The organism is Chryseobacterium sp. 'Rf worker isolate 10' (genome assembly GCF_050753305.1).
Taxonomy (GTDB): Bacteria; Bacteroidota; Bacteroidia; order Flavobacteriales; family Weeksellaceae; genus Chryseobacterium.
In genome coordinates this window covers 476,017-497,504 of sequence record NZ_JBOZOF010000003.1, presented here as the reverse complement: position 1 = coordinate 497,504, position 21,488 = coordinate 476,017, and the positions used below count along the sequence as shown (strand labels likewise).

Annotated in this window: 19 protein-coding genes; 16 read left to right on the top strand and 3 right to left on the bottom strand. The window is 36.4% G+C overall.

From position 1 onward, the window contains the following. Positions 1–39: 39 nt before the first annotated feature. The 9 genes from LKL37_RS16620 (at position 40) to LKL37_RS16580 (ending at position 13,389) form a co-directional block, all read left to right on the top strand. Complete coding sequence (locus LKL37_RS16620; RefSeq protein WP_431611609.1) at positions 40–2,298, top strand: lectin-like domain-containing protein; 2,259 nt, start codon at positions 40–42, stop codon at positions 2,296–2,298. A gap of 159 nt (positions 2,299–2,457) precedes the next feature. Then, positions 2,458–4,716, top strand: a complete 2,259-nt coding sequence (locus LKL37_RS16615) for a T9SS type B sorting domain-containing protein (RefSeq protein ID WP_431611608.1) — start codon at positions 2,458–2,460, stop codon at positions 4,714–4,716. 121 nt (positions 4,717–4,837) lie between these two features. Continuing rightward, complete coding sequence (locus LKL37_RS16610) at positions 4,838–5,464, top strand: NAD(P)H-dependent oxidoreductase (protein WP_431611607.1); 627 nt, start codon at positions 4,838–4,840, stop codon at positions 5,462–5,464. A gap of 31 nt (positions 5,465–5,495) precedes the next feature. After that, entirely contained in the window at positions 5,496–7,067 is a 1,572-nt protein-coding gene (gene nadB / locus LKL37_RS16605; protein WP_431611606.1) for an L-aspartate oxidase, read from the top strand. A gap of 12 nt (positions 7,068–7,079) precedes the next feature. Continuing rightward, positions 7,080–7,940 carry a carboxylating nicotinate-nucleotide diphosphorylase gene (gene nadC / locus LKL37_RS16600; protein ID WP_431611605.1) on the top strand — a complete coding sequence of 287 codons (861 nt, stop codon included), beginning with the start codon at positions 7,080–7,082 and terminating at the stop codon, positions 7,938–7,940. Between the two features lie 208 nt (positions 7,941–8,148). After that, positions 8,149–10,743 (top strand): TonB-dependent receptor, encoded by a 2,595-nt coding sequence (locus LKL37_RS16595; RefSeq protein ID WP_431611604.1) that lies wholly within the window; start codon positions 8,149–8,151, stop codon positions 10,741–10,743. 86 nt (positions 10,744–10,829) lie between these two features. Next, on the top strand, positions 10,830–11,270 hold the full coding sequence (locus LKL37_RS16590) for a hypothetical protein (protein WP_431611603.1): 441 nt from the start codon (positions 10,830–10,832) through the stop codon (positions 11,268–11,270). A 68-nt stretch (positions 11,271–11,338) separates the two neighbouring features. Beyond that, positions 11,339–12,331: an aspartate-semialdehyde dehydrogenase gene (locus tag LKL37_RS16585; RefSeq protein ID WP_047427247.1), complete on the top strand. Its 993-nt coding sequence runs from the start codon at positions 11,339–11,341 to the stop codon at positions 12,329–12,331. A gap of 59 nt (positions 12,332–12,390) precedes the next feature. Beyond that, positions 12,391–13,389, top strand: a complete 999-nt coding sequence (locus LKL37_RS16580) for a cation diffusion facilitator family transporter (RefSeq protein ID WP_431611602.1) — start codon at positions 12,391–12,393, stop codon at positions 13,387–13,389. Between the two features lie 21 nt (positions 13,390–13,410). Here LKL37_RS16580 and LKL37_RS16575 read toward each other — a convergent pair whose 3' ends face one another. Beyond that, complete coding sequence (locus LKL37_RS16575) at positions 13,411–13,857, bottom strand: exosortase F system-associated membrane protein (RefSeq protein WP_431611601.1); 447 nt, start codon at positions 13,855–13,857, stop codon at positions 13,411–13,413. Further along, the gene (xrtF, locus tag LKL37_RS16570; RefSeq protein WP_431611600.1) at positions 13,844–14,374 is read right to left on the bottom strand and encodes an exosortase family protein XrtF; all 531 of its coding nucleotides are present in this window, start codon (positions 14,372–14,374) and stop codon (positions 13,844–13,846) included. The genes LKL37_RS16575 and xrtF overlap by 14 nt, the downstream gene beginning before the upstream one ends. 227 nt (positions 14,375–14,601) lie before the next feature. Here xrtF and LKL37_RS16565 point away from each other — a divergent pair, with 227 nt between their 5' ends. The 7 genes from LKL37_RS16565 (at position 14,602) to LKL37_RS16535 (ending at position 19,948) form a co-directional block, all read left to right on the top strand. Then, positions 14,602–15,621, top strand: a complete 1,020-nt coding sequence (locus LKL37_RS16565; protein WP_431611599.1) for an aminoglycoside phosphotransferase family protein — start codon at positions 14,602–14,604, stop codon at positions 15,619–15,621. Between the two features lie 101 nt (positions 15,622–15,722). After that, complete coding sequence (locus LKL37_RS16560; protein ID WP_431611598.1) at positions 15,723–16,130, top strand: RapZ C-terminal domain-containing protein; 408 nt, start codon at positions 15,723–15,725, stop codon at positions 16,128–16,130. 93 nt (positions 16,131–16,223) lie between these two features. Beyond that, positions 16,224–16,937, top strand: coding sequence for a nucleotidyltransferase family protein (locus tag LKL37_RS16555; RefSeq protein ID WP_431611597.1), 714 nt, complete (start codon positions 16,224–16,226; stop codon positions 16,935–16,937). Positions 16,938–16,945: 8 nt separating this feature from the next. Then, positions 16,946–17,698: a TIGR00730 family Rossman fold protein gene (locus LKL37_RS16550; RefSeq protein WP_105700551.1), complete on the top strand. Its 753-nt coding sequence runs from the start codon at positions 16,946–16,948 to the stop codon at positions 17,696–17,698. Between the two features lie 58 nt (positions 17,699–17,756). Next, entirely contained in the window at positions 17,757–18,227 is a 471-nt protein-coding gene (locus LKL37_RS16545; protein WP_027371877.1) for a DUF6702 family protein, read from the top strand. A gap of 277 nt (positions 18,228–18,504) precedes the next feature. Then, positions 18,505–19,056 (top strand): inclusion body family protein, encoded by a 552-nt coding sequence (locus LKL37_RS16540; RefSeq protein WP_431611595.1) that lies wholly within the window; start codon positions 18,505–18,507, stop codon positions 19,054–19,056. 433 nt (positions 19,057–19,489) lie between these two features. Further along, positions 19,490–19,948: a hypothetical protein gene (locus tag LKL37_RS16535; RefSeq protein WP_431611594.1), complete on the top strand. Its 459-nt coding sequence runs from the start codon at positions 19,490–19,492 to the stop codon at positions 19,946–19,948. 112 nt (positions 19,949–20,060) lie between these two features. Here the strand turns inward: LKL37_RS16535 and LKL37_RS16530 are convergent, their stop codons facing one another. After that, positions 20,061–21,467, bottom strand: a complete 1,407-nt coding sequence (locus LKL37_RS16530) for a DUF5689 domain-containing protein (RefSeq protein ID WP_431611593.1) — start codon at positions 21,465–21,467, stop codon at positions 20,061–20,063. Positions 21,468–21,488: the final 21 nt, after the last annotated feature.

The window sequence follows — 21,488 nt, the reverse complement described above, 5'->3', positions numbered from 1 at the left end:
GATTTAATATCTTTACATCTTAATAAAAGTCCCATCTACATGAATAAAAATCTATTATTGTATTTATCTGTTTTTTTACTCTGTATAGCCGGGAAGTCCTTTGCCCAGACTTATCAGCTCATCGGAAACCCAGTGACGACGACTGGATGGACGATGGTCTCCCCTACTCAGGTAAACACAGATTTTATTCAGCTTACTCCGGATACCAACAACCAATCTGGCTCTATCAGACTGAATGACCCTATCAACTTAAAATATTGTGACAAATGGAGAGTGGAATTCGATTTCAGAATGGACTCCAACCAAACTTCTAACGGAGATGGAATCGCGTTCTGGTATCTGGCCAATCCACCTGTTGCCAGCGTATTAGGATCCGGTCTTGGAGTATCTCAAAACGCAGTAGGTCTTGTCGTAGGACTGGATACTTATAACAATACCACTACAGCAACAATGAGTAAAGTGCATGTTGCTTACGGACAGGTTCAAAATACAACAGATACTAATAATGTTGAGTTCTTTAATGTTCCCGGAAGCTCCTTTCATTCACCAGATCTGAATACTACCCAACCTTTTCAGGGGACAACCTTTAAGCACGTAGAAGTTACTGCACAGGTAGATCCTGCAGCTCCTACCAGCTGGATCATCAAAATAACAATAGATGGTAACGTAATCTGTAATCAGTCTTTTGCTCCTTCCGGCACCGCTGCCTCAATGACCGTAGGATATTTTGGATTCTCCGCTTCTACAGGAGGTGCCAGATCAAGACATTCTATTAAAAATGTAAAAATTTATACTGATAAAGTTCCAATTTTACAGAATTCAGCAACCCAGTCTTTCTGTCCTAATCCTACTACAGGATATGGATCTGTAAACCTGACGACTTTCAATTCACAATTTGTAAGCAACCCTTCAAATTATACATTTACTTATTATCCATTTGGAAGTTCAACTCCTATTCCTAATCCTGCCAATTATCAGTTCAATGCCAATACAACTGTTACAGTGGTTATTAAGGACAATGCAGGACTTCTTTGTGACAACCCGGATGGTAAAATTTTATTGGTTCTTGCACCTTTTAAAGCAGAAGATAAAACCATTACGGTATGTAATAATAACAAGGCAGGAACTGCCGCTTTCAATCTGAATACAGCACCTGTTACAAGTGTTCCGGGAGTTACTAAAAAATATTACAAAACATTAGCAGACCTCAATGCAGATACGAATGAAATTCAAAACCCTGACAACTATATATCCGCTCCCGGAGTAGTTTATGTAAAAGTAACAACTCCTCAGGGATGTACGGGGTCAGCAAAAATCACTCTGGCATTCTATGCAGATACTCCTGTGAAAGAAGCTACTCTCAGATCGTGCTTTATTGAAAATAATATCACCAGTGCAATTTTTAATTTGACTTCAGCAGATGTTACTACTTTAGGAACCGGTGCTGCCAAAAAATATTACACATCAATAGCCAATGCTTTAGACGGAGTCAATGAAATTATGAATCCGCTTCAATATTTATCAACGAGTACTGCTGTGTATGCAAAAGTAACCGATGCCAACGGATGTTTTAATATCGCTAAAATCAATCTTATTGTATTGCCACCTACACCATCTTCCGTTCTGAAAGACAAAACCATTTGTATCGGAGAAAAAACAGATCTTGATGCAGGCCCTGGATTTGATGGCTATGAATGGAGCACAGGAGCAACAACCTCATCTATTAAGGACGTAGGAGTAGGCACTTACTGGGTAAAACTTAAAACCGGCAACTGTATCACTACCCAAATTGTCAATGTAAAAGCATCTGCAAACCCTGTAATCTCCAGCATAGATATTGACAACAACACAATCACTGTAAATGCAGCAGGAGGAAAACCTGCTTATCAGTATTCTTTGGATGGTGTCAACTGGCAGACCAGTAATGTATTTACCGGGCTGGCAAGGGGAGAAGTAAGAGTATATGTAAAAGATTTCTACAACTGTACTCCTGTTGAAGTTCAGATCACCGTACCGAATCTTATAAATGCTATTACTCCAAACAGCGACAACGTAAACGACTTCATTGACTACTCTGCGCTTGCTTACAAGAAAAACCTGATCTTCATCGTCTACGACCGATATGGCAATAAATTGTATGAAGCCGGAAAGATGAGAAACTTCACCTGGGACGGAACTGCTTCCGGGAAAAAAGTTCTTACAGGAACTTACTGGTACACCATCTCATGGAACGAAAACAATAAAGACAATACTGAAACTAAATACTCAGGCTGGGTATTGGTTAAAAACAGAGAATAAATTACTATCAGAAACTACCTCCTTTGGGGTAGTTTCGGTATTAAAAACAAGATCTGCTCAATCAGAGATTGGGACAAAGTATTGCTTTTTATAGCCAATCCAAACATTAAAAAACAATTTTATTTCTAAGAAAAAGTATAACATCACAATCCATCCACTATGAAAAAAGATATACTCATTTTTGTACTGACTATCTTATTATGCTTGCCGGGAAAATTATTTTCACAAACCTATCAGCTTACCGGAAACCCCGTAAATACAACGGGCTGGGATCTTGTCTCTGACGCTATCGTAAGCGGAGACTTTGTACGACTTACAACTGATCAGACCAGCAAATACGGAGCTGTAAAATTATCCACCCCAATCACCCTTAGCTATTGTGACAAATGGAAAGTGGAATTCGACTTCAGAATTGACGGAAACGGAACTACACAATTTGGAAAAGGGGACGGCTTTACTTTCTGGTATCTTGCAAACCCACCGACAGGATTTGTATCAGGAGGAGGATTAGGTATTCCTGCCAATGCTTCCGGACTGATGGTTGGTTTTGATATCTTCAACAATACCACAGAAGGACAGATGAGTAAAGTTCATATTCTTTACGGAACGAATAATACAGCAGGTAACAATATCGAATACAATACTACGCCAGGAAGTACATTCCACTCTCCTGACCTTATTGCCACTCAGCCATTTGTAGGAGATACCTACAGACACGTTGAAGTAAATGGAGAAACAGATCTTACCAATCCAACCAACTGGATTATCAAAGTAAGAATAAATGGTGTGCTTATCGTGGATCAGTCTTTTGCTCCTTCTGGGGGTGCGGTAGGAATGTCACAGGGGTATTTTGGTTTCTCCGCAGCAACCGGAGGTGCCAGCGCGAGACATTCTATTAAAGACGTAAAAGTTTTCGTAGATAAAGTTCCTATTTTAAGCAATACGATCACGCCGTTCGTATGTACAAATCCTGCTACCGGAAATGGTACAGTAGATCTTACTTCTTATAATTCTCAATTTGTAAATAATCCAGGAAATTATATTTTCACTTATTATGTATTGGGAAGTTCTACTCCTATTGCCAATCCTACGAGTTTCCAGTATTCAGGAAATACAACTATTAAGGTGGTTGTAAAAGATCCTACTTCTACTCTTTGTGATAATGGTGACGGAGTCATTCAGCTTAATCCTACTCCATTTGCAGCAACAGACGCCAGCCTTACCGGATGTAATAACAACAATGCCGGAACAGCAACATTTGATCTTAACACAGCTGCTGTAACAACCGTTACTGGTGTAACCAAGCAATTCTACCCTACATTATATGACTTGAATAATGGCACGAACCAGATTACAAATCCTTCAGCGTATGCTTCTGCAGCAGCTACAATATATGTAAAGGTAACCACTCCTCAAGGCTGTGTAAGTACATCCAAAATCACACTGAACATTTATCCCGTTGTTGTTGTCAATGATATCGAAATAAAATCATGCTTTATTGAAAGCAACCCATCTATGGCTTCTTTTAATCTTGTTGCAGCTGTAGTTTCTCAAGGCGGACTTACAAAAGAGTATTACCCATCATTAACTGATGCCATCAGTGGAACTAATACAATTTCAACTCCGACGGCATACATTGCTCCTAATGGGGTAGTTTATATTAAAGTATTCAGTGCAGACGGATGTTATTCTATTGCTAAAGTAACCTTAACAGTAATACCTGCTGTTTATTCAAGAACCTTACATGACCAAACAATCTGTATTGAAAACACGACAACCTTAGACGCAGGAGCAGGCTTCAAAAGCTACGAATGGAGCACAGGAGCTACCACACAGTCTATCAAGAATGTAGGCGTAGGTACTTATTGGGTAAAACTTAAAACAGGAGACTGTATCGCTACACAGAAAGTAACAGTATACCCTTCTGATAATCCAGTCATTACCACTGTTGACATTTCAGGAAGCACCGTGACTATATATGCCAATGGCGGAACTCCTCCTTATCAATATTCTATGGATAACATTAACTGGCAGGATTCCAATGTCTTTACCAATATTGCCAGAGGAGAAGCTAAAGTATATGTAAGAGACGGTTACAAATGTATTCCTGTTGAAATCAATATCACAGTACCTAATCTTATCAATGTGATTACACCTAACGATGACGGTATTAATGATTTTGTAGATTACTCTGCATTAGCCAACAAACAAAATCTGGAAATTGCCATCTTCGACAGATATGGCTATAAAATGTTCCAGGCAGATAAAACAAATGGCTACAAATGGGCAGGTACTACCAATGGAAGCAAAAAAGTTCCTACAGGAAATTACTGGTATTCTGTTTCATGGAATGAAAATAATAAAAACAGCACTCCGATAAAATTCTCAGGCTGGATTGTTGTAAAAAACAGAGAATAATTACACTTTCCATCACATCAAAAGAATCACCCCGCCAGCCGGGGTGATTTTTTGTATTAGCAGGGAGGAGATATTTCATTTTAAAGACTCTTTATTCATATTCAATTCTTAAATTTGTCCTATGAATTATTTGGAAGCTTTAAGCAGAAGATATTCTGTAAAAAAATTCAATCATCAGATTATTCCTCAGGAAACTCTTCACAACATTCTTGAGTCAGGAAAGCTGTCTGCCAGTTCGCTGGGACTTCAGCCTTATAAAATTGTGATTGTTGAGAGTGAGGAAATGAAACAGAAACTGATTCCGGCTTTTTATAATCCTTCTCAAATTTCCACCTGTTCTCATCTTATCGTTATTATTTCGAAGAAAATCATTGAAGAGAACTATATCCGAGGTTATTTTAATCATATTTCTGAAGTAAGAGATACTCCAATTGAAAAACTGGATCCTTTTAGAAACAGTATTAATCAGCATATTACCCAAAAAACGCAGGATGAAATTTTCAATTGGGCAGAAAAACAATCTTATATCGTATTAGCTAATCTTATGTACGCTGCTGCTATCGAAAATATAGACTCTTGCCCTATGGAAGGCTTCCGTCAGGATCTTATAGAAGAAATTCTAAATATAGATCCCGAAACAGAAAAAGTAACTGTTACCCTAGCTTTAGGCTACCGTTCTGAAGAAGACCTTTTCCAGCACATGAAAAAAGTAAGAAAACCAAACGAAAAATTGTTTAAATTTATTTAATATTTTAAACGATTGTACCTAAAGCAAGCATATGATAAAAGCGGATGTATTAGTAATCGGTTCCGGCATTTCCGGACTTTCCTATGCCATTAAAGTTTCTGAACAGCTCCCTGATGCCAAAATCATTATAGTAACAAAATCTGACGAAGACGAAAGCAACACCAAATACGCTCAAGGCGGTCTGGCTGTGGTCACAGATTTTCAGAATGACAATTTCCAAAAGCATATTGATGATACCATGCGTGCCGGAGACGGAGAAAACAAGCGCGATGTTGTAGAGATGGTGGTAAGAGAAGCCCCTGCAAGATTCAACGAAATTGTAGAATGGGGTGCTCAGTTCGATATGAAGAACGGCAAATTTGCCTTAGGAAGAGAAGGTGGCCATACTGAAAACAGAATCGTCCACCATAAAGATATCACAGGTTTTGAAATTGAACGTGCTCTACTGCAAACGGCCAACAGCAGCCCGAATATTGAAATCCTTGACCATCATTATGTAATTGACATCATTACACAGCACCATGTTCCGGGAAAAGAACTTAACGAAGGAGACATCCATTGCTATGGCGCTTATATTCTGGATGAAAAGTCCAAGACAATCAAAAAAATCACTTCTAAAATAACACTGGTTGCCACAGGAGGTGCCGGACATGTTTATAAAAATACCACCAATCCCACGATTGCAACAGGAGACGGAATTGCTTTTGTAGCCCGTGCCAAAGGAATGGTTTCCAATATGCAATATTATCAGTTTCACCCAACAGCTTTATACAGCAAAATGGATGGAATGCTGTTCTTAATTTCAGAGGCCGTTCGTGGAGACGGAGCAAAATTAAGAACCAAAAGAGGCGAAAAATTCATGCATAAATATGATGAACGTGAAGAACTTGCATCAAGAGATATTGTAGCAAGAGCTATCGACGCCGAAATGAAAATTACCGGAGACGAATTTGTCGGTTTAGATTGTAAGGAAATGAACCATGAAAAATTTCTGGAACACTTCCCGAACATCTATAAAAAATGTAAAGACGAAGGAATTGATCCTTTCACCCAATTAATACCTGTCGTACCTGCCTGCCATTACTTAATGGGAGGAATTGAAGTAGACAGAGACGGACAGTCTTCCATCAGAAATCTTTTTGCTGTAGGAGAATGCACCAACTCAGGACTGCACGGAGCCAACAGATTAGCTTCCAATTCATTGTTGGAAGGTTTAGTTTTCGGACATAATGCTGCTATGAAAACTGTAAATCTTCTGAATGAAAACAATTTCAACTTTGACGATCTGAAAGCCGTTCCGGAATGGAATGAAGAAGGAATGAAAATCATGGACGAAATGGTCATCGTCAGCTATCTCAGAAAACAGCTTCAGGAAATGATGAGTGATCTGGTAGGTATTGTAAGAAGCAACAGACGTCTGAATATGGCATTACAGAAACACCAGGAGATTGCGGCTGCCGTGGACGAAATATATCACTACTCCATTCTTTCGCCACAACTTTCAGAATTAAGAAACTTAACTACCGTTGCACACCTTATCATTAGCCAGTCTATGGAAATGACAGAGAACAAAGGAGCATTTTATAATAAAGATTTAGCTTAAAAGCATCACACAATGAAAAGACCAGCATACGTAACAGATAAAGCATTAAAAGCATTTATAAAAAACGCCCTTGAAGAAGACATTCAGGATGGTGATCACTCTACCCTTTCTACCATTCCACAGGATCTTGTACAAAGTGCAAAGCTTCTGGTAAAACAAGACTGTATTCTTGCAGGCGTTGAGTTGGCTGAAATCATTTTCAACACTTTTGATAAAAATTTAAAAATTGAGGTTTTCATTAAAGATGGAACTCCTTGTAAATTCGGAGATATAGCACTTATTGTAACTGGAAGCGCAAGATCTATCCTTTCTACAGAACGATTTGTTCTCAACTGTATGCAAAGAATGAGCGGTATTGCAACCCTTACTCACGATTGGGATTCAAGATTAGTAGGTACAAAAACTAAACTTTTAGATACCAGAAAAACAACTCCAAATTTCAGAATGTGTGAAAAATGGGCTGTTGCCATTGGAGGAGGAACCAATCACAGATATGGTCTTTATGATATGATTATGCTGAAAGACAATCACATTGATTACAACGGCAGCATTACCAATGCAGTAGCAATGGCGAAAGACTATGTTAAAAAGAATAAGAAAAAGTTAAAAATAGAAGTTGAAACAAGAAACCTGGAAGAAGTTCAGGAAGCAATCAAAGCAAAAGTTGACAGAATTATGCTTGATAATATGGATGTAGAAACTATGAAGCAGGCTGTACAAATGATCAATGGTTCATGTGAGTCTGAAGCTTCAGGTGGAATTACCCGTGATATGCTTAAAGAAATTGCTTCAACAGGAGTTACATTTATCTCTGTAGGAGCCCTTACACACTCTGCTGAGAATATTGATTTGAGTCTCAAAGCAGTGAAATAGCTTTGAATTTTTAACAAAAACACACCCCCTTTGTTAAAAATTCAATAACATGACTTTTTTCATACAAAAATTCAATTTTTAGCCATAATATTGAATTTCAATACTTTAACATTATTAAGACTGATTAAAAATTAACATTGAGTTAATAATAGTTAAATTTTATTTTGCGAATTTTGCAGAAAATTAAATCTAATTATTACTAACGATTATGAAATTAATCAACAAATCGATACTAACTGCGGTTATTACTTTATCTACAGCTAGTGTTTATTACTCTCAACAAGTTCAGGATACAGCGCAAGCTAAGTCTAAAGATATTGATGAGGTAATCTTAAGAGGTGTAACGGATATCGCTAAAGATAGAAAAACACCTGTTGCTGCATCTACAATTAAAGCAGCACAACTTGCAGAAAGATTAGGTAACCAGGAGCTACCTGAGATTTTGAATACTACTCCATCAGTTTACGCTACAAAATCCGGAGGTGGTTTTGGTGATGGAGGTCTTACAATCAGAGGTTTCGAATCAAGAAACATCGCTGTAATGGTAAACGGTATGCCAGTTAACGATATGGAAGGTGGCGCTGTTTATTTCTCAAACTGGACTGGATTATCTGATGTAACAAGTACATTACAAGTTCAGAGAGGTTTAGGTTCTTCGAAATTAGCTATTGCTTCTGTAGGAGGTACAGTAAACTTCCTTACCCGTTCTGCTGATATGAAAAAAGGAGGGGTAATCAGATTAGGAGTTGGTAACAACGATTACTTAAAAACTTCCTTTTCTTACAATACCGGAAAATCTAAAGACGGTATTTCTGCATCATTCTTAATGAGCAGACAAGCAGGAGGTACTTACATTGAAAATACAGATTATGAATCTTATGCATATTTCTTTGCATTAGGTTATGAAATCAACAAAAAACATAACTTACAGTTTACAATAACATCTGCTCCTCAGTGGCACGATCAAAGAACTTTTGCTCCAACAATCCAAAACTATATCAACTATAACCCAGATCATGATGGATCTCCATATAGAAGATATAATTCAGACTTTGGATACTACACTGATGCTAACGGGAACAAAGTTGCTTTAGCAAACAGATCAAACTACTACGCTAAGCCGGTAATGATGCTAAACTGGGACTGGACAATGAGCGAAAAGTCTAAGTTAAGTACAGTTTTATACATGTCTAATGGTAGAGGTGGTGGAACTGGTGAATTAGGTAAAGTAGGAGGAAAAGGAATGACTGATTTCTATGATGCAGCAGGTCACTTCAACTATGACGCTATTTTTGCAGCTAACGCAGCAGTTAATTTAAATACCGCAGGTGCAGGAAGTACTTTGGTTCGTAGATCAAATATCAACTCTCACAACTGGTATGGTATCTTGGCTAACTTCCAACACAAAATTAATGACAACTGGAACTTCTCAATAGGTACAGATGACAGATACTATTATGGTTACCACTATCAGGTTCTTACAGATCTTTACGGAGCAAAAGGGTACAAAGATAATGCTAACAAAAATATAGCAGCACCAAGAATCGTAAATGCTCTTTACGATTATAAAAAACTTACCTGGAATCCTTTCGGAGGGAAATTAGCTCCAGCTGAAGATCAGGTAGGATACAGCAACGATGGAGAAGTACTTTGGTACAGTGGATTTGCACAGGTAGAATATACCAAAGATAATTTATCTGCATTCTTACAAGGTTCCGTATCTAACCAAGGTTACCAAAGAATTGATAACTATGTAGTAGATGGAAGTACATTAAAAGGACAAACAGTAAACACAAAAACTGGATTCAAAAATATTTTCGGATATAATGTTAAAGGGGGTGCTAACTATAACATCAACGAGCACCACAATGTTTTTGCTAACTTAGGTTTTTATAGCAAACAGCCATTCCTTAACACAGTTTATCCAAGTAACCAACAGCTGGTAAACCCAACTCTAACTAACGAGAAAATTTCTTCTGCTGAAATTGGTTATGGATTCAGATCTGCAAAATTCACTGCAAATGTTAACGTTTACAGAACACAGTGGAAAGACAGGTGGTTAAGAAAAACAGGTCAAACTTTCACTTTAGCAGACGGTTCAACTACTACAGGTTATTCTGAAATCAATGGTATTACAGAAGTTCACCAAGGAGTAGAATTTGATGGAGTATACAAACCTAACCGTTTCTTAGAAGTTCAGGGTATGTTCTCTTGGGGAGATTACTATTACAAAGGAAATGCTAGTGTAGCTTCTTTCGATGATAATAACAATCCTGTTACTTTAGCTGGCTCATCAGGAAGCGAACTATACCTGGATAAAGTAAAAGTAGGAGGATCAAGCAACAACAGCATTCCTCAAATGACAGCATCATTAGGTCTTACTGTAAAACCAGTAAAAGATCTTAATATCTTCGGAACATGGAGATATGTAGGAAAACTTTATTCTACTATTGACGCAGGAACATTCACAAATATTTCAGCTCAGGACAGAGGAGTATTGAAATTACCTGATTTCAACTTATTCGATGTAGGTTTCTCTTACAAAATCAGATTGAAAAACGAAGCTCAGTATTTCACAATCGGAGCTAACGTTTACAACCTATTTGATAAGATTTATATCTCTGATTCAGCTACAAGTGTTTTTGCTAATGATGTACCGACTAAACTTGCTGACGGATCAAATAACACAGCTAAGAAGACATATGAGCAACTTGGTATGATGTACAATGGTATTGCAACGGGTAACCGTGCTTATTTCGGATTCGGAACTACTTGGGCAGCAACCTTATCATTCAACTTCTAATAATATCACAATATTAGATTTTATAAATATCAATCCCGGCTTTGAGCCGGGATTTTTGTTATCTTTGTGTACAAAAAAATAGGATTATGGATTTTTACAAGATTTTTCTTAGTGCACACAAAGGATTCGGGTATTTGGAACTTCTTTTAGTGGCACTATTTATCATTGCACTTTTAGCTACTATGTTTGGCTTCAGTGGAAAAGTGAACAAGTTTTTGAAGAAGACAACGCTCTTCACGATGATTTTCTTCCACGTTCAGTTTTTATTAGGAATATGCTTGTTATTCATATTTTCTCCAGGTTTCAAAGCTGCTTTAGATGCAGGAACATTAATGAAAGACACCTACAGCAGACAAACATTTGTTGAGCATCCATTCTCTATGTTAGTGGCAGCAGTTTTGATGACTATTGTTAACAAAAAAGTAAAATCCAATGATACTATCTCTTTAGGAGTAGTGTTTATGGGACTGATTGCGGCAGGTTTATTTGCTTTCGCATTCCCTTGGGTAAGAGTCTTTGGGGCTTAAAAAAATAAAGAAAAATTATATGCGTTATAATTTATAAATAGTTTAATCTTAAATTTTTAATTAAATCAATGAAAGTAGCTGTAGTAGGTTCAACAGGAATGGTTGGACAAGTTATGCTTAAAGTTTTGGAGGAGAGAAACTTCCCTGTAACAGAATTAATCCCGGTAGCATCCGAAAGATCTGTAGGCAAGAAGGTGAAGTATAAACAGAAGGAATTTACCATCGTAAGCATGAAGGACGCTATAGCTGCCAAACCGGATATTGCAATCTTCTCTGCGGGTGGTTCTACCTCTCTTGAATTCGCTCCTTTATTTGCAGAAGCAGGAACAACAGTAATTGATAATTCTTCTGCATGGAGAATGGATCCTGACAAAAAATTAGTCGTTCCTGAAATCAATGCTGACGTTTTAACAAAAGAAGATAAAATCATTGCAAATCCGAATTGTTCTACCATTCAGTTGGTAATGGTTCTTGGACCTTTGAACAAGAAATATGATTTAAAAAGAGTAATCGTTTCTACGTATCAGTCTGTAACAGGAACGGGTAAAGCTGCTGTAGACCAATTAAATGGTGAAATCAGCGGAGATGATTCTACTGAAAAAGTATATCCTTATCAGATCTTCAAAAATGCATTGCCGCACTGTGATGTATTTGCAGATGACGATTATACAAAAGAAGAAATCAAACTGATGAAGGAGCCTAAGAAAATTTTAGGAGATGATACCTTCAACTTAACAGCAACAGCTGTAAGAGTTCCGGTTCAGGGAGGACATTCTGAAAGTGTAAACATCGAGTTCGAAAATGAATTTGAACTGGATGAAGTAAGAAAAATCTTATCCGAAACTCCAGGGGTAATCGTAATGGATGATGTAAAAAACAACCACTACCCGATGCCGTTATATTCTGAAGGAAAAGACGAAGTTTTCGTAGGAAGAATCAGAAGGGATCTGTCACAGCCCAAAACGCTCAACCTCTGGATCGTAGCAGACAATCTGAGGAAAGGAGCAGCAACAAACGCTGTACAAATTGCAGAATACCTTGTAGCAAACAACTTAGTATAAACTAACAAAATAAAAAAGAGTCTCAAAATTGAGATTCTTTTTTTTATCAAACTCTTCATATGACTACCCAGAAAAATACCCACAAAGAGAAAATAGGATTTCAAAAACTTATTGCAGTGTTTGGAGTGATTCTTTTTATCGGAAAGATTATTGCCTGGAAACTTACCAATTCCGACGCTGTATTTTCCGATGCCATGGAAAGTATTGTCAATGTCATTAGTGCATTCATGGGATTGTATTCTCTCCATCTTGCAGCCAAACCTAAGGATGAAGACCATCCTTACGGCCATGGGAAAGTAGAATTCGTAACTTCCGGTATCGAAGGAGCTTTGATTGCCATAGCCGGTGTTATGATTATCTACGAAGGAATCCACAGTCTTATTGTAGGAAAAACACTTAGTAAAATAGATCTGGGGATATGGATTATCGCAGCCACCGCTATTATCAATTATCTTCTGGGATATATTTCTATAAAAAAAGGAGAAAGAGAAAATTCTCTGGTTCTGATTTCATCCGGAAAACATCTTCAATCCGATACCATTACGACCCTTGGAGTAGTAGGAAGTTTAATTATTGTTTATTTTACTAAAATATATTGGCTGGATTCTGTAGTGGCACTTACTTTTGGGCTTTATATCATATTTGTAGGCTATAAAATCGTCCGAAAATCGTTGAGTGGCATTATGGATGAACAGGATCCTGAAATATTAAATCAGGTCATTAGAATCCTTGAAGAAAACAGACATGCAGAATGGATAGATGTACATAATATGAAAATCCAGCAGTTTGGTTCTTCTCTGCATATTGATGCTCATATAACATTACCATGGTATTACGACCTTCGGGATGCCCATGGCGAAATGGAAAAAGTAATAATTCTTCTTGCCAAAAACATTAAACGAACTATTGAGTTTAATTTCCATATGGATGACTGTAAACCGATCTCATGCCCGGTATGTCAGATCAAAGAATGTCCTGTCCGTGAAAAAGACTTTGTGAAGCGTGTAGAATGGACTCCGGAAAATGTAACCAGTGTAGATAAACACACTGTAGAATAGCTTATAGAAACAATAATCTTCCTAATTTCCTACACTTTCTTTACCAATCATCTGCTTTCTATAATAGAACATCGGAACAATCAAGAGGATAGTCAAAGGTTGAATTACAAACCTTCGCATATAAAAAGAAAAAAGATATCCTATCTCGAATTTGTCTGAAATGCAATATAGATAAATTGGCAGAGAGATTATAAATACAATCGTAATCATCACAGCTCCCTGCAATGTCCATTGTTTATTTCGAAATAACCCATGAATAATCATGCAGGAAAACAGAAGATTTAAGACAAATCTAAATAGATGTCCACCAATCAGTTTCCCCCATTCAAATGCGGGGAATTCGATATTTTTATTTGCTTCATGAAAGTAATTAAGGAAAGGATCATAAAAAAGGGTATCCTCCAGAGTCCTCACTCCTATCAATCCGCAAATTCCTGTTATAACCAAAAGCCAATTAAGAATTTTCATGTTGTAAAGCAAAAAATTTAATCCAGACCAGCCAAAGCAAAACAACCGTTCCATAAATAACAGCAGGGAAAATGGAGTCATGAAACATTTTTCCATATTCCTTATGATCAACCATTACGATATTTAAACCTACAATTCTCAGGAGATTCATGATATACAATAAAACCAATCCCACTCCTACAAAAACAAAGGTCTTGGCTCCTTTATAAAATGCAAAAACAAAAGAAACAAATAGAATGATAACAGAAACAGCATTACAGCCCTCCACCATTCTTGTTTCATATCTTTGTTTTACATAAAACCACACCTGTTCATTCTTTACATCATCATAAAGCTGCGTAGGATATCCTATCACATTCTGTATAGACATTACCTGATTGGCAATGATCCTGGAAAAAGAATCCAAACCGGCATCCTTGCCACTATTAAGATAGAGCTGGTAAGCAAAAAGCAACACCAGATAAATAATGATAAAACGCAATAAAATACCTAAAACAGGCTTAAAGTCTTTCAACATACTGCAAAGATAAAAATTAGCCCGTAATATCCTGAATTTGAATAAAGAAAGTTAAAAATCAAAACATAAAACCGACAATTATCTAGATAAAACGTAATAGTTTTCTCAAAAAACCATGATAAAACAAATATTCAACTGATCTTTACTATCAATATCTTAACACTTTTCTTACTTCTTTAAACGATTATTTCCAACTCACGTTAATTTAGTATATTTGTTTCCATATTATGACTTCTGAAAACGCAAAACGATTTTTTGAAAACCATTTGGGTAAAAAATCTTCCGAATTCGTCACATTAGCTCAAAGCGGCTCTGCTAGGGTCAATTTTCTGGCCACTGCCGGCACCGAAAAATACATCATTACCTACAATGAAAACATTCCGGAAAATGAAAGTTTCCTTTACTACTCTGAAGTATTTTCAAGTCTGAACCTTAATACCCCTTCCATTCTTGCAATTTCTGATGACAGGAAAATGTACATCCAGGAATTTTTGGGACAACACACTCTTTCGGAGGTAATTACAGATGAAAAACTATCACCCACTGTAAGAGATTTGGTACAGCAGACCTTAGAAAGACTTTTTCTACTACAAATACAGACCCAGGGTAAAATTGATTTTTCAAGAACTTTTGAATATGAAAGTTATGATGAACTTCCCATAATTCATGATCTCTATTATTTTAAAAACTTTGTGGCTGATGTTTTGGAACTTGAATACAACAAATCAACGCTCCTTAAAGAATTCAAAAAAATTGCAGCACTGGTTGAAAACCTTGAACCAAAAGGAATTATGATTCGTGATTTCCAGGCAAGAAATATTATGGTGAATGAGAAAAATGAAGTTTCTTTCATTGATTATCAATCTGCAATGAAGGGACCATTACTATACGATGTTATCTCTTTTCTTTTTCAGGCAAAAGCCAATTTTCCGGAAGATTTCAAACAGGAAATGCTGGAATTTTATATCCAGCAGTTCGAAAATTATGAAACAAGAATTCAACTGAAAAATGCAGTGATGCCCATTCAGATGATGAGATTTTTACAGGTTTTAGGAGCATACGGATTCCGAGGATTGATTCAGAGAAAACAACATTTCATGGCCAGCCTTGAAAAAGGAATTCAAAATATAACCCAGTTTGCAGACTCTTGGGAACAGATGAACAATTATCCGGAACTCAAAAAGGTTATTCATCAGCTGACATCAGAAAAGGCAAAACAAAAAATTGAGGAAATTATAAATAAGTAAGTCTTCGGCTCCGCTCAAACTGACAGATTGAAATATTTGAGCAAATCCAAAGCAGTTTTAAGATAACTAAATAAGCCTTAATGGTTTAAAAATAAAAGAATATGCTAAACATCGAGATACACAGTTTTTCTTACAAAAAAGGAGGAATCCCTAAAGACCATTCAGGAAACGGCGGAGGTTTCGCTTTTGACTGCCGTGGAATTTTAAATCCCGGAAGAATTGAAGAATATAAAATCCAGACCGGAAATGACATCGGAGTTCAGGAATACCTGGAAACAAAAACGGAAATGCCTAAGTTTTTAGAATTGGTAAAATCACTTGTTTCTATTAATATTGACGACTATCTTGCAAGAGGTTTTGAACATTTGCAGATCAATTTCGGATGTACTGGCGGACAGCACAGATCCGTATATTCTGCTATAAAAATTGCAGAATTTATCAAAGAAAAATATCCTGAAGGAACTGAGGTTACTCTTCATCACGATGAACAACCACAACTGAATAAATAAATGATAAGTGATCATTGATAAATGATTTAATTATCATTTATTGATGATACAAAGTGTTATCATTCATCAATTACCATTTATCAATTATAAAAAATGAAAGCTTTAATTTTCGCAGCAGGAAAAGGAACAAGACTTAAACCGTTTACAGATCACCATCCGAAAGCTTTGGCCAAAGTAAACGAAGTTCCGCTTCTGGAGAGAAATATCAAATACCTGAAAAGTTTCGGAATAAATGATTTTGTGATCAACATCCATCATTTTGGAGATCAGATTGTTGATTTTTTAAATAAAAACAATAATTTCGGCTGCAAAATTGAAATCTCTGATGAAACCAATGAGCTTCTGGAAACAGGTGGCGGCTTGATTTTTGCAAGAAAATTTCTTGATCATGGAGAAGATTTTTTAATCCTGAATGCAGATATTCTAACTGACCTGAACATCAATGCGTTGGTAGAATACCACAAAAAGATAAAAGATTTTGCTACTTTAGCGGTTTCGGACAGAGAAAGTTCGAGAAAACTCCTTTTCAATGATGATATGGTTTTGAGGGGCTGGCTGAATGTTCAAACTGGTGAACAAAGACTGGCTGAATTCAATAAAGGCTTTAAAGCACTTGCTTTCAGCGGAATTCACTGCATCAATCCTGTCATTTTCGAAAAAATAAAAAGAACAGGCAAATTTTCTGTTATGGAAGAATATCTGGATCTTATGCAGACCGAGCATATACACGGTTTTGTACATGACAGTATTCTTATTGACGTTGGAAGACCTTCGTCCATAATAGAAGCCGAAAAACATTTTAAATAAATTTTGCAATGGAAATTGATGGAACGAGGGATGAAAGTTTAGTAAATCCGGAACTTGACATTAACGAAACAAAACTACACAACAGTTTCAGACAAAAAACCTGGGACGAGACAATTGCTAAAGACAGCTGGATGGTCTTCAAGGTCATGGCTGAATTTGTAGATGGCTACGAAAAACTGGCCAAAATAGGCCCGTGTGTTTCTATATTTGGTTCTGCCCGACTGAAGCCGGAGAATAAATATTATGAAATGGCTGTAGATATCGCTGAAAAAATCACCAAATTAGGTTTCGGAATTATCACCGGAGGCGGTCCTGGGGTTATGGAAGCTGGAAATAAAGGAGCTTTCAATGCGAAAGGAAAATCTATCGGACTTAATATTGATCTTCCTTTTGAACAGCATTTTAACCCTTATATCAATAAATCTTATTCCATGAATTTTGATTACTTTTTCGTAAGAAAAGTAATGTTTGTAAAATATTCTCAGGGATTTGTAGTAATGCCGGGAGGTTTTGGTACTTTGGATGAGCTTACTGAGGCGATGACCCTGATTCAAACCAACAAAATTGGAAAATTCCCAATTGTTTTGGTAGGAAGTGAATTTTGGGGAGGATTGCTGGATTGGTTCAAGGCAACTCTGTTAAAAGAAGGCATGATTGCTGAAGATGATCTCGATCTTTATCGTGTGGTAGATACTGCTGATGAGGCTGTAGCACACATTAAGGCTTTTTATGATAAATATTCTGTGAATGTAAATTTCTAATTGGCATATTATTTGTGACTTAAAACTAGCAAGCATGATTGTAAATCTATTAATTAAGATGAAAAAACTTTTATATATATCAGGAATTTTAACATTTTTTGTGTTAATGAGTTTTATGTATGTAGACTTTTTCTCTTCAATGACCAAAGTGGACTATATTGATGGAAGCAAGACATTGAAGTTTACCACAAAAATGAATACAAGCCATATCTCTGACGCTATTAAAATCAACCCTAATACGGCAGGATTTGAAGCAGAGGTAAAGAAATATGTGAACAATAATTTTGATGTATTTGTCAATGGCGCTCCTAAAACGATTACCTTCACAGGAAGTCAGGTCAGCGGAGAAACTGTATGGGTGTATTTTGAAACCGGAGGCGTTTCGGATATCAGCACCTTAAAGATTAAAAATACGATCCTTTTAAGCGCTTTTCCTAAGCAGATCAATCTGGTGAATATTGCCTACAAAGGCAGCCAGAAAACAATGAACTTCCAAAGAGGAAAAGAAGTAAACGAGGTTTCTTTTTAAACGTGAATTAGATTTAACCATTATAAATGGGTACCCTGAAAAGTTAAACTTTTCAGGGTATTTTTTTAGAATAACAAAAAAAATCACTTAAGAGAGATTAATTAAGTACAAATACGTAATCTTAAATTTCAGCATTTCCACTCTAATATTTTCATTTTCAGCAATGTACATTTGTATAGTAATTACAACCAAACAGGTGAAGCCGTATCACTTTAATCACGGGGCGGAATCTGAAAAGCCCAATGAGTAAGAAAACACCAAACAAAACTAAAATATCATGGAAGATATAGAACTTAAATCGTCCAGTCAGGCAATAGATGTCCTGATCGTAATTGACACGGATTATGTACGGGAAAAATATAAAAGTCCCAGTACAGATCCCAATAAACCTGTAGGAATTGACCACAACAGCCAGCACATGATTGTTTCAAATGCCAATGCCATATCAGGACAAGGTTCTGCTGACCTCAACTTCAGTGCAAGAGCCGGAGATGTTGTTTCTTTCAGAGGCACTTCAATTTATCAGAATTCGGATGACGCAGTTATTATTTACAATATTAAATACTGGTCCGGAGATCAGGTTTTTAATAATTTCGTATACAATTCTGTCAGAAGAAAGCAAGCTGCTGTACCGGATGTAAATTCTTTAAACGGCCTTCCTGCAACCTCTGCAGATATCAGCTTTGCCAGTATTGATTCAAAAGTAAGATCTACTGGGACAGAGAACTTTTATGTACAGTTTGGGCTTTATATTTTAGATCCTAAGGACAGTAACAAACAGATTCTGTACGGTTACTTTTACTGGGATCCAACAATTACAGTTAAATAAACGAAAATAAATAAAACCACTGCTGATGCGGTGGTTTTTGTTTTTTAGCGGTGTCGTCCGATGCTTATTCTAACTAAATCGTCGTACATTATGTTGCTGATACCTCATGATGGCTTTGAAAAAGGCATTAAAGGACAATGATATTGGCTGAGAATCTCTGATTCATCACTCTTACAGGGGGGTTCGAATGAGTTCAGATCTCATTTTTCAAATCACTATTTAACGCCAAATCAAATTCATATTAAAAATAAAAACGTATAAAACAAAAAACCAAAGCAAAAATAAATTTGCTCTGGTTTTATTATTTATTTTTATCATTTAATTTATATTGATATTTCAGGACTAGTCAATTGGAGGAAGTACATTAGTGTACAAGCTGTTGTTAACGATGCATTGAATGTTGTTAATCAAGAAATAAAATAATTTTAATTCAATGAAGAGAGAGAATAAGGTTTTATTAATAATCATAATCTGTGGTATAGGCTGGATCATATATTTTTTAAAATATAAGTCTATAAACCCGCCAGCAGCAATAATACTTAAAAATGCCAAATATACTGTAGGAGAAATTACTTCTGTTTATTATGGAGACAGAGCACGTAAAAAGGGGAATGATTTTACATTTAGTTATAAGGAAGGAGTTATTAGAAATGCTCATCAAGACGGAGAATTCATTTATGGGCGAAAATATCTCGTTATTTATGATTCTGTGAATATTAGAAATGGATATTTGATATTAGATAAATTCGATATTACTGATTCTTTAAATAAATATCATATCTATAAAAATTATGATTATTATGATGTTGGATGGTCATTATCTGGAATACCATTTAAATATGATAAAAGTGACATTGAGCAAGAAGTAAAGATGAATCTCAGAAGTGAATAAGTCTATAGTTTGATAAAGCTCAAAACCTTAAAAAAGGCTGTCTTCAATTGTGAAAACAGCCTTTTTATTTATGACTAATCAGTCGTTTTTAATAAAAAAAACGCCTAATGTATTACTCAATTTTGATGTTATCAATCTGAACATCGTAAACTCCACCAGTTCCGGTTTTGATAGCGAACATATCTTTTCCAGCTGTTGTGTTAATGTCAGCAATACCTGTAAGAGTAAGCTCAACTAATCTCCACTGTCCGTTTGTGTTGATGGATCCTGTGTAAGAGTTAGCACTTTCTACTCCTAAAGTAGCACCTGTAGAGAATGTTCCTAGGTTAAATACATAGAAACCTCCACCTGCTTTATATACGTTGAAAGAAAGTGTTTTTCCTGTTGCAGTACCTTTGATATACATTGTGATTCTTTTCGGTACAGCCGGGATTCCTGTAGTAGCGATAGATGTAAATACATAATCGTTAGCTGTAGGTGTTCCTTTAATCTGAAGTGAATTGGTACCATTGTATCCTAATCCAACCCCTTGTGTAGCATAAGGCTTAAGTCCGAAGCTGTTTACACTTGATAAGAAAGTTGCCCAGTTTTCGAAATCAGATCCTGCAAAAAGGTTTACAGCAGAAGCAGAAGGAGCTTCCGGCTCACCTGGGTTGAATCTGTCATTCGGGAAGTTGATATCATCAAGTGTTCTGATATAAGCCTGCTCTGTGTAAGTTGTAGTGTTGCTTGTCCCTGTATAACGGCTTAAAAGAAGAACAATATCACCGCTTTTTGCATATTTAGGAGAGATCGGAGACTTCGCAAAAGTAGCGTAGTTGCTGAAACGAAGGTCTAATCTTCCTGCTTTTTTATCTGTAATATAACGGTCACCTGTAGCTGACTCATCAGCAAAAGTTTTTGTTAATTCAGGGTCTTCAAACTGAACGTTTTTAATTTTTACAAGCTGGTTGATGTGAGCACCGTTTTTCAATGCATCCGAGATAGAAGCAAACTCCAATGGCTTCATTGCAGCTACAACTGGCTTTTGTCCGTCACAAACTCTTGCAACGTAGTTTGAAACTTTGTTTGGATTGATTCTACCGATTGGATAGTTAGGATCATAAGAACCTACTTTAATGTTTCCATTAACACCTTGAACGATCAATCCTTTCAGGTTGATTCTTACTAAAGCTCCTGTTGGGAAATCAAGATACTGGTTTCCACCATCGATATCAATTTCGATACCTTGTGTCGGATTCTCAGGCTTATCCTGAAGGAACATCATTTTATAAATATTTCCAGACTCATCGCTTGAAGAAACATACGCTTCAACAATATAATCTTCTTTAATGATATCAGCTTCAGCAGGTTTTACTTTTGCAATCGTTGCAAGCTCTGATAACTGGTGATTAGCTGCTGCAAATTTGTTGGTACATTTGATTTCCGGCACATCATAATCATCAGTTTTTACACAAGACGAGAACGCCAGCATTGAAATGGCACTAAAGATCGCCGCTTTAAAATATATATTTTTCATTGTTTTCGATTTTTAATTTAA

What these genes read in the sequence shown, in the direction of transcription:
- LKL37_RS16550 (WP_105700551.1), top strand. Translation starts at nt 16,946, where the DNA reads ATGGAAATTGATGGAACGAGGGATGAAAGTTTAGTAAATCCGGAACTT.
- LKL37_RS16610 (WP_431611607.1), top strand. Translation starts at nt 4,838, where the DNA reads ATGAATTATTTGGAAGCTTTAAGCAGAAGATATTCTGTAAAAAAATTC.
- LKL37_RS16555 (WP_431611597.1), top strand. Translation starts at nt 16,224, where the DNA reads ATGAAAGCTTTAATTTTCGCAGCAGGAAAAGGAACAAGACTTAAACCG.
- LKL37_RS16575 (WP_431611601.1), bottom strand. Translation starts at nt 13,857, where the DNA reads ATGAAAATTCTTAATTGGCTTTTGGTTATAACAGGAATTTGCGGATTG.
- LKL37_RS16585 (WP_047427247.1), top strand. Translation starts at nt 11,339, where the DNA reads ATGAAAGTAGCTGTAGTAGGTTCAACAGGAATGGTTGGACAAGTTATG.
- LKL37_RS16615 (WP_431611608.1), top strand. Translation starts at nt 2,458, where the DNA reads ATGAAAAAAGATATACTCATTTTTGTACTGACTATCTTATTATGCTTG.
- LKL37_RS16620 (WP_431611609.1), top strand. Translation starts at nt 40, where the DNA reads ATGAATAAAAATCTATTATTGTATTTATCTGTTTTTTTACTCTGTATA.
- LKL37_RS16540 (WP_431611595.1), top strand. Translation starts at nt 18,505, where the DNA reads ATGGAAGATATAGAACTTAAATCGTCCAGTCAGGCAATAGATGTCCTG.
- LKL37_RS16560 (WP_431611598.1), top strand. Translation starts at nt 15,723, where the DNA reads ATGCTAAACATCGAGATACACAGTTTTTCTTACAAAAAAGGAGGAATC.
- LKL37_RS16580 (WP_431611602.1), top strand. Translation starts at nt 12,391, where the DNA reads ATGACTACCCAGAAAAATACCCACAAAGAGAAAATAGGATTTCAAAAA.
- LKL37_RS16545 (WP_027371877.1), top strand. Translation starts at nt 17,757, where the DNA reads ATGAAAAAACTTTTATATATATCAGGAATTTTAACATTTTTTGTGTTA.
- nadB (WP_431611606.1), top strand. Translation starts at nt 5,496, where the DNA reads ATGATAAAAGCGGATGTATTAGTAATCGGTTCCGGCATTTCCGGACTT.
- xrtF (WP_431611600.1), bottom strand. Translation starts at nt 14,374, where the DNA reads ATGTTGAAAGACTTTAAGCCTGTTTTAGGTATTTTATTGCGTTTTATC.
- LKL37_RS16565 (WP_431611599.1), top strand. Translation starts at nt 14,602, where the DNA reads ATGACTTCTGAAAACGCAAAACGATTTTTTGAAAACCATTTGGGTAAA.
- nadC (WP_431611605.1), top strand. Translation starts at nt 7,080, where the DNA reads ATGAAAAGACCAGCATACGTAACAGATAAAGCATTAAAAGCATTTATA.
- LKL37_RS16535 (WP_431611594.1), top strand. Translation starts at nt 19,490, where the DNA reads ATGAAGAGAGAGAATAAGGTTTTATTAATAATCATAATCTGTGGTATA.
- LKL37_RS16590 (WP_431611603.1), top strand. Translation starts at nt 10,830, where the DNA reads ATGGATTTTTACAAGATTTTTCTTAGTGCACACAAAGGATTCGGGTAT.
- LKL37_RS16595 (WP_431611604.1), top strand. Translation starts at nt 8,149, where the DNA reads ATGAAATTAATCAACAAATCGATACTAACTGCGGTTATTACTTTATCT.
- LKL37_RS16530 (WP_431611593.1), bottom strand. Translation starts at nt 21,467, where the DNA reads ATGAAAAATATATATTTTAAAGCGGCGATCTTTAGTGCCATTTCAATG.